The following is a 16,211-nucleotide window of genomic DNA, read 5'->3' as shown; positions in this document are numbered from 1 at the left end:
AATACCATACAATAAAGAATGAATTCAAACGAAATTGACATCCATAAAGAATTAAAGAAATATTTTGGCTTCAGCCAATTTAAGGGACTACAAGAACAGGTGATAAAAAGTTTGCTTAGCAAACAAAATACATTTGTTATAATGCCAACAGGTGGCGGAAAATCACTCTGTTATCAACTGCCCGCTTTAACACAAGAAGGAACAGCAATTGTTGTTTCGCCTTTGATCGCTTTAATGAAAAACCAAGTGGATGCCATTAGAAGTTTGTCTTCGGAAGCTGGTATTGCCCATGTTTTAAATTCTTCCCTTACGAAAACAGAGATAGCACAAGTTAAAAAAGATATTACATCTGGACTGACTAAATTATTATATGTAGCTCCAGAATCCTTGACCAAAGAAGAAAATGTGAATTTTCTTAAAAGTGTAACTGTTTCATTCGTTGCTATTGATGAAGCCCATTGTATCTCAGAGTGGGGACATGACTTTAGACCAGAATATAGAAATCTAAAAAATATTATAAAGCAGTTGGGTGATATTCCTGTGATAGGACTTACCGCTACTGCTACTCCAAAAGTCCAAGAAGACATTCTTAAAAACTTGGACATGTGCGATGCTAAAACTTTTAAAGCATCGTTTAATAGACCTAACTTATATTACGAAGTACGTACAAAAACGAAGAATATAGAATCCGATATTATTCGGTTTATAAAACAACATAAAGGTAAATCAGGAATTATTTATTGTTTAAGCCGCAAAAAAGTGGAGGCTATTGCCGAAGTTTTACAAGTAAACGGTATAAGTGCGGTTCCGTATCATGCGGGATTGGATGCAAAAACACGGGCTAAACATCAAGATATGTTTCTTATGGAAGATGTTGATGTCGTCGTGGCAACCATCGCTTTTGGAATGGGAATTGATAAACCCGATGTACGATTTGTGATTCATCATGATATTCCTAAATCACTAGAAAGTTATTATCAAGAAACGGGACGTGCCGGTCGAGATGGTGGTGAAGGACATTGTCTAGCCTATTATTCTTATAAGGATGTCGAAAAACTCGAGAAATTCATGTCGGGTAAGCCGGTTGCTGAACAAGAAATTGGCTTCGCTTTACTGCAAGAAGTTGTTGCTTATGCAGAAACTTCTATGTCTAGGAGGAAATTTTTACTCCACTATTTTGGTGAAGAGTTCGACAGTGAAACAGGAGAAGGAGCCGATATGGATGACAATGTTAGAAATCCGAAAGTAAAAATTGAAGCCCAAGATCAAGTAGTGAAACTACTGGAAGTAGTACGAGATACAAAACATTTATACAAATCAAAAGAGATTGTTTTCACCTTAATAGGGAGAGTTAATGCAGTGATTAAAGCGCATAGAACGGATGTTCAGCCTTTTTTTGGATGTGGAATTGCTTTTGATGAAAAATATTGGATGGCTTTATTAAGGCAAGTTCTTGTTGCGGGATATTTGACTAAAGATATTGAGACGTATGGTATTGTAAAAATAACCGACAAAGGTTTGGGTTTTATAAAAAAACCAAGCTCTTTTATGATGTCTGAAGATCATGAATATAATGAAACCTCTGATGAAGCCATTGTGACAGCTTCAAAATCAACTGGTGCTGTTGACGAGGTTTTAATGGGAATGTTGAAAGACTTAAGAAAAAAAGTAGCTAAGAAAATTGGGGTTCCTCCATTTGTAGTTTTTCAAGATCCCTCGCTAGAAGATATGGCTTTGAAATATCCAATTTCTCTAAATGAATTGATTAATATTCATGGAGTTGGTGAAGGTAAAGCTAAGAAATACGGTGCTGATTTTGTCGAACTAATCAATCGATATGTGGCTGATAATGAAATTATTCGCCCTGATGATTTAGTTGTTAAATCTACAGGAGTAAATTCAGCTAATAAATTGTATATCATTCAAAATATTGATAGAAAATTATCGCTAGATGATATTGCTAAGGCTAAAGGATTAACAATGGACCTGCTTATAAAGGAGATGGAACAAATTGTCTATTCAGGAACGAAGCTAAATATTAAATATTGGGTTGATGATATGCTTGATGAAGAGCAGCAAGAAGAAATTCATGATTATTTTATGGAATCAGAATCTGACAATATAGAAGGTGCCTTGAAAGAATTTGAAGGGGACTATGATATTGATGAATTGCGCTTGATGCGCATCAAATTTATTAGCGAAGTAGCTAATTAGTAGTAATGTTTCAAAGTTATAAGGTCTTAAAGTTTGAATTTTATCTTTAGGACCTAAGACCTAATACTTTAACTTTCGACGTAAATCTCAGCGCGATGCGGTTTTAAACCATCACGAACTTGTGTCATATGTTCATCCGTTACTACCATAAAAGCAATGGCGTGCATTTCATTACGGATTTCGAAGCCAGTTATATTCAAAGGTAATTTTTCAATTGCAATATATTCTTTAAGATGTATTTCATGATGTTCCGCCGTTTTTGAAGCGGCAGGCCCACGAAAATCCCATATCATTTTTATTTTTCTAGACATTATTTTAAGGTTCAAAGTTTCAAAGTAGCAAAGGTACAGCTCTATTTTGAAAATGGACTTTATAATAATCAACTAATTCCACTTCAAAATACTATTTTTGCAAATGTTTTTGTTTTTCGAAAAAATGAAACAGTAATGCAATGATTAAAAAAGATAAAATGCCTCAAGAACTCCTTTTACAAGTAACTCCAGAAATTGCTGCGAATGAATCGTTGCTAAAAGACCATTTATCGAAACAAATTAAAGTTTCTGTTAATGAAATTCAGCATGTTGTTATTTTAAAACGTTCTATTGATGCACGTCAAAAAGCAATAAAGATTAACTTGAAAGTGGCTGTTTATTTGAAAGGGGAACCTTTTCAGGAATTAAAATTGGAACTTCCTTATTATCCAAATGTTGCCAGCGCACAAGAAGTATTAGTGGTGGGAGCAGGTCCTGCAGGTCTTTTTGCGGCTTTGCAATTAATAGAATTGGGCTTGAAGCCAATCGTAATCGAACGTGGAAAAGAGGTTCGTGGTCGTCGTCGTGATTTGAAAGCGATTAATGTAGACCACATTGTAAATGAAGATTCTAATTATTGTTTTGGAGAAGGCGGAGCTGGGACTTATTCAGATGGGAAATTATATACCCGTTCTAAAAAACGTGGTGATGTAACCCGAATTTTAGAATTGTTAGTCGCTTATGGTGCTACACCAGATATTTTAGTAGAGGCACATCCACATATTGGAACAAATAAATTGCCACAAATTATTCAAGATATTCGAGAGAAAATTATTGAATGTGGTGGTCAGGTTTTATTTGAAACCAGAGTTACTGATATTTTGGTTAAGAATAATGAAGTGGAGGGAATAGTAACTCAAAATGGAGATACAATTTTGGCTAATAAATTAATTTTGGCCACGGGGCATTCCGCTCGTGATATTTATGAACTATTAGATAGAAAAAAAATATTTATTGAGGCAAAACCTTTTGCCTTGGGCGTAAGAGCGGAACATCCACAATCTTTAATTGATAGCATTCAATACAGTTGTGATTATCGTGGGGTACTTTTACCGCCTGCACCGTATAGTATTGTAAAGCAGGTAGGAGGTAGAGGAATGTATTCTTTTTGTATGTGTCCGGGAGGTGTAATTGCACCTTGTGCTACTAGTCCTGGTGAGGTGGTGACCAATGGTTGGTCTCCATCAAAAAGAGATCAAGCAACTGCCAATTCAGGGATTGTCATCGAATTGAAATTAGAAGATTTCAAACCTTTTGCTCAATTTGGCGCTTTGGCTGGAATGGAATTTCAAAAAAGTATCGAACAAAAGGCTTGGCATCTTGCAGGTGAAACCCAAAAAGTACCGGCACAACGCATGATTGATTTTACACAAAATAAAGTATCATCTGATATTCCAAAAACATCTTACGTACCAGGAACGACATCGGTAGAAATGGGGCAGGTTTTCCCAGGCTTCTTAACTCAAATATTAAGAGAAGGTTTTTCTGAATTTGGGAAATCCATGCGTGGGTATTTAACAAATGAAGCTATTTTACATGCTCCTGAATCAAGAACATCATCTCCAGTTCGTATTCCTAGAGATCCTATTTCCTATGAACACCTTCAAATAAAAGGATTGTATCCTTGCGGAGAAGGAGCAGGTTATGCGGGCGGAATAATATCAGCTGCCATTGACGGGGAGAAATGTGCTTTGATGATTGGGGAAAGTCTGCATAAAAAAACCTCGAATTAGTAATAAGTCGAGGTTTGTTCCAAAATTAGTAGTATTCTGTTTTTAAGGAACAAGAATTATTTTTCCAGTACTTTTTCTGCTTTCTAAATAATCGTGTGCTTTTTTTCCTTCAGAAAGTTTAAAAACGGTTGGTTTGGCAATTGTAATTTGGTTCATACTAATCCAGTTAAACAATTGATGCGCTCTCTTAATTCGTTCTTCTTTTGAGGTTAAATAACTCCATAAGTCACCACCTGTAAGTGTTTTGGAGGTATCCATTAGCATTCTTGGATTGATAAAATCAGGATCTCCACCCGCCATTCCAAAGAAAACAACTTGTCCACAATTTTTAGTTACTTCAAAACTATCGCTTAACGTACTGCCTACACTGTCATAAACCACATCGACTCCGTTTGGATAAAAGGACAGCACCTGCTCTTTCCAGTCTTCGGAATACAAGAATGCTTTGTCTGCTCCATTTTTTAAGGAAACAGTCGCTTTTTCACTTGATGAGGTTAACCCAATAACTGTTGCACCCAAAAGTTTGCTTATTTGAGTTAAAAATTGTCCCACTCCTCCCGCAGAAGCATGAATTAATACTGTTTCGTCTTTTTGAGTTTTATGACTGTCTGTTGCTAAGTAATGCGCTGTTAGGCCTTGTAAAAGTACAGTTGCAGCGGTTTCAAAAGAAATAGATTCTGGTAAAGGAATGACGTGGTCAAGAGGTACGGCTACTAATTCGGCATTCGCATACGGTACGTCAGCAAATGCGATTCGGTCTCCAATTTTGAAATGAGCACTTCCGTTTGCGTCTACTACAACTCCTGCTCCTTCATATCCTGCTATAAACGGAGGGTTTCCTACAAGATGATAATTGCCTTTTCGTCGGTAAACATCTGCGAAGTTTACTCCTATAGCACGCATTTCCACAAGAATCTCCTCTTCTTTTAATGTAGGGCTAGGGATATCTATATATTCAAGAACATCTGAAGTGCCAAATGTTGAAAAAGTTAATGCTTTCATTTTTTATTTTTTTGTACTGCAAAGAACGGAAATAGAATTCTAGAATTCTATTTCCGTTCTTAAAAGGTTTTTATAAAAATAAAAGGATACTATTTTTTGTAATTAGCTTTGATTGAAGATGTGTTTGTTGATTTTATTGAATAATACTATTTCGTCAATAGGTTTAGAAATATAATCATTCATGCCCACTGCTTTGCATTTTTCGACATCAGCAGTAGTGACATCAGCAGTTAAGGCAATAATTGGTATTTTAGATTTTAGTATTTCTCTAATATGAGTTGTAGCTTCAAATCCGTTCATTTCTGGCATTTGTAAATCCATCAAAACAATATCGTACGTATTGTTTTGAAGTTTTTCAACTGCGATTTTGCCATTATCTGCGACTTCAATTTCATATCCGAAATCCAATAGTATTATTTTTAGTAAAAGTTGATTCAAGATCATGTCTTCTACCACTAAGACTTTTATTTTATTAGTTATCGCCTCTTCAAATTTAATAACTGGGATTGGAATAATTTCTTCTATTAGTTCTTCTTTGATTTCAATAGATTTTTCAAAGTTCATAATAAACCCAAAAGTTGAACCTTTACCTTCTTCACTATGGGCGATAATTGATCCTCCTTGTAACTCTACCAGTTGTTTCACAATAGCAAGACCTAAACCTGTTCCTCCATAGGAAGTACTAGTACCTTTAGTTGCTTGTTCAAAATTATTAAAAATATGTGCTAGTCTATCTTGTGGTACTCCAATTCCAGTATCTGTTATTAAGAATTCAAGAGTAACTTTTTCGGTACCTTCATCTACTAGTTTGATACTTACAGTTATTTTTCCTTTTGAAGTAAATTTTATCGCATTACTCATTAGATTTAAAATAACCTGACGTAAACGCATGGGATCACCAATCAAAACTTTAGGAATTGCAGAGTCGCATTTATAGATCAATTCTAAATTTTTTTCCTTCATTTTTTGTTCAAAAAGAAGAAGAATAGTTGAAGTAGACTTGGATAATTTAAAAGGAATATGGTCAAAGATCATCTTGCCTGCATCTACTTTAGCAATGTCTAGGATGTCATTAATTAAAACAAGTAGAGCATCACCAGATTCTTTAATGGCATTGATGTATTCTTTTTGGGATTTATCTAAAGGGGTCTTTAGTACTACATTAGTAAACCCGATAATAGCATTCATTGGGGTCCTTATCTCATGACTCATATTTGACAAAAATTGCTGTTTTGATTTTACCGCTTCTTCTGCAATTTTTGTTTTTAAATCTGCATTAATTTTTGATTCAATTAGTTCGTTTTTTGCTAAAACTTGAGTAGTCACATCATAGGCAATTATAGTAACTCCTGATATTGTTTCGTCGGCTTCATAATAAGGTTGGTAAACAAAATTAAAATAGGCGTCTTTTATAATTCCATTATGCGTTATAGGAGCAAGAAGTTCGTTTCCGTAAAAAGGATTACCTGTTTTAAAAACGTTTTCGAGCAATAGAGGAAAGGCCTTGTCTATAAGTTCAGGTAAAATATCATTGAATCTTTTGCCTTCTACATTTTGTCCTTTTCCCCACATTTCTTTGATACTGTCGTTGGCCAAGGTGACTACCATATCTTTCCCTTTTAATATTGCTATTGCAAATGGGGATTGGAGCACCATCATATTAAATCGTTTATTACTGTCTTCAATCTCCTTAGATGCCTGCTTTTGTACCTCAAGTAATTTTTCGAATTCTTTTTTTTCTTTAGCTTGAAGTTTAATGGAGAGTCGTCTTACTTCAGAAACATCTTGTATGGCTAATAGAATTATTTTTTCATCATGAATTTTTTGAAAAATATAATTCGCACTAAGTATAATTGTTTTTTCTCCAAGAGAGGAAAAATCATGCGTTATTTCTACATTATGAAAGTCTTTACCGCTGGCAAGCATAGTAGTTAGAAGATTCCGAAATTCTGGAAAATCCCATTGTTTGTTATTTACTTCAAACAATGAAACTCCTTCGGTTTTTTCTTTATCGATAGTGTATTTTTGGCAAAATGATTTACTGGCAGATTTAATTTTAAAATCTTGCGTAAGAACTAGCATCGGTTCCATAATAGTCCCGATGATTTCTTCGGAAAACTCATACGATTCAGCAAGTAGATTTAAGCTTTTTTTTAATTTTTTATTGTTTGAAACGAGTTTCTTTTTTTTAGTTACATCTTCAACAATAATCATTATAAGCGTAACATTGTTGTTGGAATCAAGAATTGGGGAGTTTATTGTTTTCCAGTAGCGTTCTTCAAAATGACTGCCTTCTTCAGTAGGTATTTGGATGTCATATTTTATAAAGTCGACTGTGTCAGCTATTTTTTTCTGTAATACGCTATTTAAGGATGTTCTTAAATGGGTAATGGACTCAGGATTTTCTTCATTTGGGTTTTCAGGAAATATATCAAAAATATTTTGATCTATAATTTTCTCCCTTTCGGTCATAGTAGATTTTAGAAAACTATCCGTCACAGTTACTATATTGAAATTAAGATCCAGTACAATAGATAGAGATGGTAATTGCCTATATAGATCTATGTAATCATTGCTATTCATAAACTAAGAAATTAATTTTGTGTTTTATACTTTAAAAAAGGTATCGCTATTAAAATTTAATTATTAATTCTTTAGGTATACGAATTACAGTTCAAATATACATAAAAAAGGGATTGATAAAAATTGATTTTGACCTTGCAAATTTCATTCCAAAAAAATAATGTTTTGTGGTAATTGTTGGAATAGAATAAAAACAAATTCTTTAATTGAAGTTATAATGATGCCTTTTTTAAAGCATAAAAAAAACCGAAAATCTCTTTTCGGTTTTGATAATTAATGTTGTTTATTTTTCAGTTTATCTTTAAATAACTTCTCAAATTTTTCAATTTTGGGCTGAATCACCATTCGACAATAGGGCTGGTTTTTATTATTGGCGTAATAATCTTGATGGTAATCTTCGGCTTTATAAAAAGTGGTAAGCGGTTCTACAACAGTAACAATTGGACTGTTATAAATTTTTGCATTGCTCAGTTCGTTAATGATATTTTGAGCTGCAAGTCGTTGTTCTTCATTTTTATAGAAAATGACTGAACGGTATTGAGTACCTACATCAGCCCCTTGACGGTTCAGCGTAGTGGGGTCATGAACAGTAAAGAAAACTTGAAATATTTCATTCAAATTTGTTACTGTTTTGTCATAAGTGATTTGTACCACTTCAACATAACCAGTTCTTCCTGTTGAAACATCTTCGTAACTAGGATTGGCATTTTTCCCACCTGAAAATCCAGATACTGCCGATTTTACTCCGTTTAGATTTTCGTAAACAGCTTCCACACACCAATAACAGCCACCACCAAGTGTAATAGTTTCAAGGTTGTTTTTATTAGATGGTTTTTCCTCTATTATTTTTGTTTCTTTTTTTTGTCCACAGGCACTTAGTGTGGCCAAAATACAAATTAAAAATATTTTTTTCATGTTATTTAGTATCAGGGATAAAGTCAAGAGCGATAGAATTCATACAGTATCTTTTGTGAGTAGGAGCAGGTCCATCATCAAATAGGTGTCCAAGGTGTCCACCACATCGACCGCATAGTGCTTCAATTCGTTCCATGCCTAAAGAGTTATCTGTTTTATAGATTACACTTTTTTTATTGTCTTGTTCAAAGAAACTTGGCCATCCGCAACTACTTGCAAATTTGGCACTAGAGCGGAATAATTTATTACCGCAAGCGGCACAATAATAGGTTCCTTTTTCATCAGAGTTCCAATATTTTCCTGTAAATGGTCTTTCAGTGTCAGCATGTCTTGTTACAGCATATACATCATCCGAAAGTACTTTTTTCCATTCAGCATCCGTTAGATCTAATTTTGTTGTGTCAGTATTGGAATAATAAGGGTTTTCTGGCTTACTGATTTTATTTTCCATAGTTGTTGATTTTTCTATTTTGTTTTGTTTTTTTCCTGTTTGTCCACAAGCCGTGATTACAAACAATGGAAGAAAGAATAAAAGGCTAAAAAAAGATTTTGTTTTCATAGGTAAATAATATTAAATATTTATAGTACAAATTTAAGCAGCTGTTTTAAGAAGTAATGTCGTGTACTTTACAATTTAACAGCTAATTGTATAAGTTTTAACTAATGATAGTTACGTATTTAAAGTGTTTTTGGTTTTTAACAGGAAATATTTACAAGCCAAGTCTCATGTTTATTAAATGTTTTTTGAATCCCACTTTTTCATAGGCTTTAATGGCTGAAGGATTGTCATTGTATACATCTAAGCGAAGCTCAACAATATCCTGAGTACGACACCATACTTTTAATGATTCAATAATTTTAGCATTGACTCCTTTTCCCCTATAGTCAGCATGGGTAAACATAAATCCTAAATAGGCATAATCTATATGATTCAAATACGGTTTTGCAGTTTCTATTCGTGCGTAACCTGAACCTACAATTATGGAGTCAATCGTAGCAACTAAAACTTCAACTTCGAGAGCTGCAATCATTTTTTCTATATCGTAATAATGAATTTTTTCCTTTTTTAATGTTGGATCGTACGGACGTTCCGCTTCAATAATTCCTTGTTCGAATTCAAGAAGTGTTGTAAGGTCGCTTAAAAGGGCTTTTCGTATGTGTATAGAATTCATTGTAATGTAGCGTTAAGATTATCAAAAGTACTAAAGTTTATTGACGTGGACGGTATCAATAGAGTAGTGAAATACGCTATTTTATTTGCTCATGAACAAAATGAAAGAGAACGTTAAAGCCTGTTTTTTTCTGTATCTTTTTTGTATTTTTGTGATGCTAAAAATAAATATGATAGAAGAAAACGTAATATTAGTTAATACTGACGATGTACAAATTGGATTGATGCCAAAATTAGAGGCGCATGAAAAGGCTTTGTTGCATCGTGCCTTTTCTGTTTTTGTTTTAAACAGTAAAAATGAATTAATGCTGCAACAGCGGGCACACCATAAATACCATTCTCCTTTGTTATGGACTAATACTTGTTGTAGTCATCAAAGGGAAGGGGAGACTAATGTCCAAGCTGGAAGTCGCAGGTTATTTGAAGAAATGGGTTTTAAAACAGAGCTTAAAGAATTATTTCACTTTATCTATAAAGCTCCTTTTGATAACGGATTGACGGAACATGAATTGGATCATGTGATGATTGGCTATTATAGTGAAAGTCCAGAAATAAATACCGAAGAAGTTGAATCTTGGAAATGGATGAGTATCGATGCTGTTCAAGAGGATATGCAGTTGCATCCAGAGATCTATACCGTTTGGTTTAAAATTATTTTTGACGAGTTTTATCATTTTCTAGAAGATCATAAAGTATAGAAGGTAAGTTTTGAGCCTTTGAATTAAAAAAAAATACACGATAATAATATGAAAGTTACTATAAGTAGAAAAGCGCATTTTAATGCAGCTCATAGGTTGTATCGGAAGGATTGGACATTTGAAAAAAATGATGCGGTTTTCGGAAAATGTAATAATCCCAACTTTCATGGACATAATTATGATTTGACTGTAAGTGTTACTGGTGCAATTGATCAAGAGACCGGTTTTGTAATGGATGTGAAAATTTTGGCTGACATTATTCATGAAGAAGTCGAAAGTCAATTTGATCATAAAAACCTGAATTTAGATGTTCCTGAATTTGAAAACTTAAATCCCACTGCTGAAAATATTGTGGTTGTTATTTGGAATAAAATCCGAAAAAGAATTAAACAAGAGTTTGATTTAGAAGTAGTGCTTTATGAAACGGCTCGTAATTTTGTAACCTATAAAGGAGAATAATGGCATTGCGTGTGGGGGATAAAATCCCAAATTTTAAGGGGAAAGACGCTAATGGTAATGATTTTAACATCGAAAGCATTATAGGTAAAAAACCAATAGTTATTTATTTTTATCCTAAAGACAATACTTCTATTTGTACTGCGCAGGCTTGCAGTTTTAGAGATCAATATGAGGAATTTACTGATCTAGGTGCTGAGGTAATTGGTGTCAGCAGTGATAGTGTTGCTTCGCATAAAGATTTTGCAAAAGAACATCAGTTGCCTTTTATTTTATTATCCGACAGTGATAAAAAAATCAGAACTCTTTTTGGTGTTCCTTCTGCTTTATTTGGGTTGCTCCCTGGAAGAGTTACTTATGTAGTTGATAAAAAAGGGGTTGTTCAGCTGATTTTTAACAGTATAAAAGGGCAAAATCATATCGTAAAAGCATTAGAGTCTATAAAAAAATTAGTATCATAAAAGAACAAAATAGTATTAGATATAATTTACTTAAAGAGTGAATTTTGTCGTTTAAAAACGGAAGAAAAATGAATAAAATGGTATACCCTTTACAATTTGACCCTATATTGAAAGATAGAATATGGGGAGGTGAAAAATTAAAAACGATACTTAATAAGCCTATTGAGTCAAAAATCACGGGGGAGAGTTGGGAATTATCCACAGTGGAAGGTGATGTTAGTGTAATTGCTAATGGAGAATTTAAGGGAAAATCTTTAACAGAAGTAATTGAAGAGTTACCAAATGAAATACTAGGAACTGAAGTTCATAAACGTTTTGGAAAACAATTTCCATTACTTTTTAAATATTTAGATGCACGTGAAGATTTGTCTATTCAGGTGCACCCTAATGATGAGTTAGCAAAAAAACGTCACAATTCTTTTGGAAAAACGGAGATGTGGTACATCATGCAAGCGGATCCAGATTCAAGAATAATTGTTGGTTTTAAAGAAAAGTCAAATGCAAATGAGTATTTAGAGCATCTTAAAAATAAAACATTGTTGTCCATTCTTGATGATGTTGAAGTAAAAGAGGGAGATGTATTTTTTCTTGAGACAGGAACGGTTCACGCTATTGGAGCAGGATTAGTAGTTGCGGAGATTCAGCAAACCTCAGATATTACGTATCGTATTTACGATTTTGACCGAGTAGATGCTCAAGGGAATACTAGAGAATTGCATATTGATTTGGCTTTAGAAGCTATTAACTATGATAAAGTGGAAGCATATAGATCCTACAAAAAGGATGAGAATGTATCAAACACGATAGTTAATTGTCCTTATTTTACAACTAATTTTATTCCGTTAGAAGATACTGTAACTGTTTCTAAAACAGGAAATAGTTTTACAGTATATATGTGTGTAGATGGAGAATTTGAGTTAGAATATGATATGAATATTTACACGTATAAAAAAGGAGATACTGTTTTGATTCCAGCTGCAATGGATTATTATGTTATCACCGGAAAAGCTTCTATTTTAGAAATTTACATTTCATAGTAAGTTATAGAAAGATTATGTGTACTTTTGCAGACGCAAATTAAAATTAAAGAAAAATGGCAAACGTTAAAAATTTAAAAAAAGACATCAACTACGTTTTAGGAGATATAATTGAAGCAGTTTATTTGTTTGAGATTTCAACTACTGGAAAACCAACAACAGAAACTAATGATTTAATTGATGAAGCTATCGCTGCTTTTGACGTTTTAATCACTAAAGTGAACGCTAAAAAAGTGGAAAATAAAAAAGCACACTTCAAACAAATCAATGTTGAATTGGAACAAACTGCAAATCAATTGATTGCTAAAATCAACGAATTGTAGTCGAAAAAAACGATAAAAAAGTGCAGATTTATTTTGGAGAAATCGAATTCATCTGTATATTTGCACCCGTAATGAGACGCCAGCGTAGCTCAGTTGGCTAGAGCAGCTGATTTGTAATCAGCAGGTCGTGGGTTCGAGTCCCTCCGCCGGCTCATTGTAAAACCATCTAACTTTGTTAGGTGGTTTTTTTATGATTTCTAATTAAAACCGTCTATTTTGGTCGCTATAAAATAATTTATATTTTATTGTTATTTTGTTTGGAGATTTGGAATTCATCATTATATTTGCACCCGAGAAATGAGACGCCAGCGTAGCTCAGTTGGCTAGAGCAGCTGATTTGTAATCAGCAGGTCGTGGGTTCGAGTCCCTCCGCCGGCTCATCGTAAAACCATCTAACTTTTGTTAGGTGGTTTTTTTATTTTAAAATGAAACTCATATTATTATTTTTATCAAATAAAATTATGGTGTCTTAGTTGAAAATGCAATAAACAAAAAACGCCTCGTTTTAGCGAGGCGTTTTTTTTTGTATTCAACTGAAAATTCAATTCCTTTATTTCTGAGCTTTAATTGAAGTAACGTATTCCGTTAGTTTCTTTCCATAAAGAGATTGTGCCACTTTAGGAGTCATAGATTTCTGGATTGTATCTAGATATTTAATATTGATGTCATAGATCTCTGATAAGGCAATATAAGGAGCTACTTCATGGTCTTTGTTGTTTATGGCAAAATTAGTAGCGTACAAGTACTTTCTTTTGATGTTTGAATCTTGTTTCGCACTTAGGCTATCGATTGCAATTGCATTTTTACTTTTTATTGCATTGAATTTTTGTTCAATCAAAGTAAGGTTTTCATCTTTAAATCTAGAATTGATCTTTTTGTATTCATCCAATAATTCTTGATTTTTAGATCCAGTAATTTTGGCGTCAGAAATATAAGAGTCAAGAGTAGTTTCAATATTTATATTCCCTGGTTCAGCAAAAAATAATATATTATTGTCCAATGAATTCGTTACTCCTCTATCTAGAAATAAATAAAGCATTTCTGGTGATTTTAAATCGATATCACTTGTAAATGTAGAGCTACCATTAATTGTTATGGTGTCTATAGCAACAAGGGAAGAGTCAACGACTCTCTGAATGTATAAAGTTCCACTTTTAAGGCCTTTAATGTTTCCTGTGATGTGTACGTTTTCTTTGGATTCGTTTTTATTGCATGACACTAAAAGAACTAGTGAAAAGAATGCAAGAATTGTTTTTTTCATTGGTTATCTATTTTGGTGCAAAATAAAGAAAATTGTTGGAAAGTGGAAGAATTAACTTCTTGTAATTTTATAAAAAAAAATCCCAATCTATTTCTAAATTGGGATTTGTCAAAGTTTTATTTAATTAGCCTTTCAACCAAGCTTCTTTTAGGATACTTTTTGTTGAATCAGTCGCCTTCACAACCTCTTTTTCTTCATAAGGAAGTTTAACAATGCCTTTAATTGTTTGTTCTGAACCATTTCTTTTTATTTTCACTGTAATAGGATCATTCTCTTTCCATTTTTCACTTTCAGCTATCATTTCATAGATGTTGTCAAGTGTGTAAGACTGGTTGTTAATGGCTACTAAAACATCACCTCCTTTAAGGTCTAGAGAAGTGTAGAAAGTATTTAATTCAATTTCGGGAATAACGACAATTTCTTTGGTTTGAGGATTCACAGTAATGTAAGGTGTTTGTCCTTTTAGAAATATGTTTCCTGGTGTTTTTTCAGATATTAGTGTTAGCCCCACTTTTGCAAAATAAGTGGCGTAAGGAATTGGGGTTGTTCCTGCAACATAAGTTTTTAAAAATTCACCCACTTCTGGGTAGGTCAGTTCCGTGATTTTGGCAAAAAGCTCGTTGTCATTAAATGGTTTAGAAACGCCATACTCTTTGGACAATTTTTGCATTAAATCAAGAATTCCTCTTTGTCCGTTGCTTTTTTCTCTAATTATAATGTCCAAACACATCCCTATTAAAGATCCTTTTTGGTACACATTTATGTATTGATCTTTGTAAGGCTCTTTTAATACATTAGCACTCATTGTTGTAAATGACATCGTATCATTCATAGCATTGGCGCGCTCTATTTGGTCAGAAAGGCGACTGTAAAAGTCTTCTTCAGTAATTAAGCCTTGATTTATTTGAAATAAATTGGCAAAATATTCTGTAACTCCTTCATACATCCATAAATGCTCTGACATTTTTGGATCATTATAATCAAAAAATTGAATTTCTTTTGAATGAATACTTAAAGGAGTAACGATATGAAAGAATTCGTGAGATACCACATCCATCATCGATTTTACTAACTCTTCTTTTGGCATCACTTCAGGTAGGACAACAGTAGTTGCAGTAGGATGTTCTAATGCTCCAAATCCTTTAGCATCTGTATCGGTCATCGTCGATAAGTACAACAAAACACTGTATTTTTTAGTGGTGTTTATTTTTCCTAAAAAGTGTTTTTGCGCCGTCATCATTGTTTTCATTTCTGGAGTAATACTTTCGGCAGTTACTTTTCCAGTGGGAGAATAGACAGCAATATTAATTTCCATTCCGTCAACTGTAAAAGAAGTATGATCGGGTTTTGAATACATGATTGGGTTTTCTACTAACTCTGCGTAACGGGATGTGATAAATACATCATTAGTGTTACTATCATCAATGTCAGTCATTGAAGTAGCTCCCCATATTTCACCGGGATGTGAAATGGTAACTTTGTATGGATTAGACATATAATTTGTAAAATACCCTACAAAACAATGGGTGTTTAACAGGATGTTTTTTCCCGAATCAATGTTTGAACCTGCTGGTGAGAAAACATCATCTTTACCAAATTCAGTTCCTTTTTCAGTGTCAAAGGAATCATTAACCCAATAGGTGATTTTGCTCAAAGTCTTCGCTTTTGCAATTGACCAAGAATTAACATCTAGTTTTTTTACATCTAATGCGTTTCCTTTTTTGTCATATGCTTTTAAATCAGTAATAAAGCGGCCATAATTGTCCTCAGAATAAGTACCTGGAACTGTTTTAGGGATATGGAAAGTAATTTCATCAGTGGTGATTGCAGGTGTATTTACTGTCACCATTACCTTATCATCCTTGATGTCATTTAAATTAATTGCTACTTCAATGTTTTCTTTAATTGAAGATGAGGTTACGGAGCTTGCTGTTTTACATCCTACTAATACGGAAGCTAGGGTAAAGGCAAAAAGTATCTTTTTCATTTTAAATTTGATTTTGACTATTAGACTTATTTGTACTCATCTTGTTACAAGCTTTTTTA

15 protein-coding genes and 2 tRNA genes are annotated in these 16,211 nt (G+C 33.4%); 9 read left to right on the top strand and 8 right to left on the bottom strand.

Annotated elements, in window-relative coordinates:
- Nucleotides 1-18 precede the first annotated feature (18 nt).
- A complete protein-coding gene (locus AB3G39_RS15320; protein ID WP_369769486.1) occupies nucleotides 19-2,214 on the top strand; it encodes a RecQ family ATP-dependent DNA helicase in 2,196 nt (731 codons plus the stop codon).
- Nucleotides 2,215-2,282: 68 nt separating this feature from the next.
- Here the strand turns inward: AB3G39_RS15320 and AB3G39_RS15315 are convergent, their stop codons facing one another.
- Nucleotides 2,283-2,525, bottom strand: a complete 243-nt coding sequence (locus AB3G39_RS15315; RefSeq protein ID WP_367773764.1) for a hypothetical protein — start codon at nucleotides 2,523-2,525, stop codon at nucleotides 2,283-2,285.
- 158 nt (nucleotides 2,526-2,683) lie between these two features.
- Here AB3G39_RS15315 and AB3G39_RS15310 point away from each other — a divergent pair, with 158 nt between their 5' ends.
- Nucleotides 2,684-4,258 (top strand): NAD(P)/FAD-dependent oxidoreductase, encoded by a 1,575-nt coding sequence (locus tag AB3G39_RS15310; protein WP_369769816.1) that lies wholly within the window; start codon nucleotides 2,684-2,686, stop codon nucleotides 4,256-4,258.
- A gap of 42 nt (nucleotides 4,259-4,300) precedes the next feature.
- Here AB3G39_RS15310 and AB3G39_RS15305 read toward each other — a convergent pair whose 3' ends face one another.
- The 5 genes from AB3G39_RS15305 to AB3G39_RS15285 form a co-directional block, all read right to left on the bottom strand.
- The gene (locus tag AB3G39_RS15305; RefSeq protein WP_367773766.1) at nucleotides 4,301-5,260 is read right to left on the bottom strand and encodes a quinone oxidoreductase; all 960 of its coding nucleotides are present in this window, start codon (nucleotides 5,258-5,260) and stop codon (nucleotides 4,301-4,303) included.
- Nucleotides 5,261-5,362: 102 nt separating this feature from the next.
- Nucleotides 5,363-7,843, bottom strand: coding sequence for an ATP-binding protein (locus AB3G39_RS15300; protein ID WP_367773767.1), 2,481 nt, complete (start codon nucleotides 7,841-7,843; stop codon nucleotides 5,363-5,365).
- Between the two features lie 273 nt (nucleotides 7,844-8,116).
- The gene (gene msrA, locus AB3G39_RS15295) at nucleotides 8,117-8,758 is read right to left on the bottom strand and encodes a peptide-methionine (S)-S-oxide reductase MsrA (protein ID WP_369769484.1); all 642 of its coding nucleotides are present in this window, start codon (nucleotides 8,756-8,758) and stop codon (nucleotides 8,117-8,119) included.
- Nucleotide 8,759: 1 nt separating this feature from the next.
- Nucleotides 8,760-9,317: a peptide-methionine (R)-S-oxide reductase MsrB gene (gene msrB / locus AB3G39_RS15290; protein ID WP_367757449.1), complete on the bottom strand. Its 558-nt coding sequence runs from the start codon at nucleotides 9,315-9,317 to the stop codon at nucleotides 8,760-8,762.
- Between the two features lie 151 nt (nucleotides 9,318-9,468).
- Nucleotides 9,469-9,930 (bottom strand): GNAT family N-acetyltransferase, encoded by a 462-nt coding sequence (locus AB3G39_RS15285; RefSeq protein ID WP_369753217.1) that lies wholly within the window; start codon nucleotides 9,928-9,930, stop codon nucleotides 9,469-9,471.
- A 169-nt stretch (nucleotides 9,931-10,099) separates the two neighbouring features.
- On the opposite strand from AB3G39_RS15285, the gene idi reads away from it, so the two are divergent.
- The 7 genes from idi (at nucleotide 10,100) to AB3G39_RS15250 (ending at nucleotide 13,282) form a co-directional block, all read left to right on the top strand.
- Nucleotides 10,100-10,627 (top strand): isopentenyl-diphosphate Delta-isomerase, encoded by a 528-nt coding sequence (gene idi / locus AB3G39_RS15280; protein WP_369769483.1) that lies wholly within the window; start codon nucleotides 10,100-10,102, stop codon nucleotides 10,625-10,627.
- Between the two features lie 48 nt (nucleotides 10,628-10,675).
- Nucleotides 10,676-11,086, top strand: coding sequence for a 6-pyruvoyl tetrahydropterin synthase family protein (locus AB3G39_RS15275; protein ID WP_367757455.1), 411 nt, complete (start codon nucleotides 10,676-10,678; stop codon nucleotides 11,084-11,086).
- On the top strand, nucleotides 11,086-11,544 hold the full coding sequence (locus tag AB3G39_RS15270) for a peroxiredoxin (protein WP_367773773.1): 459 nt from the start codon (nucleotides 11,086-11,088) through the stop codon (nucleotides 11,542-11,544). Before AB3G39_RS15275 ends, AB3G39_RS15270 begins: the two co-directional genes overlap by 1 nt.
- Nucleotides 11,545-11,612: 68 nt before the next feature.
- Nucleotides 11,613-12,581: a type I phosphomannose isomerase catalytic subunit gene (locus AB3G39_RS15265; RefSeq protein ID WP_367757458.1), complete on the top strand. Its 969-nt coding sequence runs from the start codon at nucleotides 11,613-11,615 to the stop codon at nucleotides 12,579-12,581.
- A 56-nt stretch (nucleotides 12,582-12,637) separates the two neighbouring features.
- On the top strand, nucleotides 12,638-12,904 hold the full coding sequence (locus tag AB3G39_RS15260; protein WP_187017304.1) for a hypothetical protein: 267 nt from the start codon (nucleotides 12,638-12,640) through the stop codon (nucleotides 12,902-12,904).
- A gap of 78 nt (nucleotides 12,905-12,982) precedes the next feature.
- A tRNA-Thr gene (locus AB3G39_RS15255) sits at nucleotides 12,983-13,056 on the top strand.
- A gap of 152 nt (nucleotides 13,057-13,208) precedes the next feature.
- Nucleotides 13,209-13,282: transfer RNA gene (locus AB3G39_RS15250), tRNA-Thr, on the top strand.
- Nucleotides 13,283-13,454: 172 nt separating this feature from the next.
- Here the strand turns inward: AB3G39_RS15250 and AB3G39_RS15245 are convergent.
- Both AB3G39_RS15245 and AB3G39_RS15240 read right to left on the bottom strand, forming a co-directional pair.
- Nucleotides 13,455-14,165: a DUF4369 domain-containing protein gene (locus AB3G39_RS15245; protein ID WP_367757460.1), complete on the bottom strand. Its 711-nt coding sequence runs from the start codon at nucleotides 14,163-14,165 to the stop codon at nucleotides 13,455-13,457.
- Between the two features lie 124 nt (nucleotides 14,166-14,289).
- Entirely contained in the window at nucleotides 14,290-16,152 is a 1,863-nt protein-coding gene (locus AB3G39_RS15240; protein WP_369753219.1) for a peptidase M61, read from the bottom strand.
- Nucleotides 16,153-16,211: the final 59 nt, after the last annotated feature.

The organism is Flavobacterium sp. WC2416, from assembly GCF_041200095.1.
Classification (GTDB): Bacteria; Bacteroidota; Bacteroidia; order Flavobacteriales; family Flavobacteriaceae; genus Flavobacterium.
The sequence above is the reverse complement of the archived record's forward strand: the minus strand, read 5'-3'. Positions and strand labels throughout refer to the sequence as shown.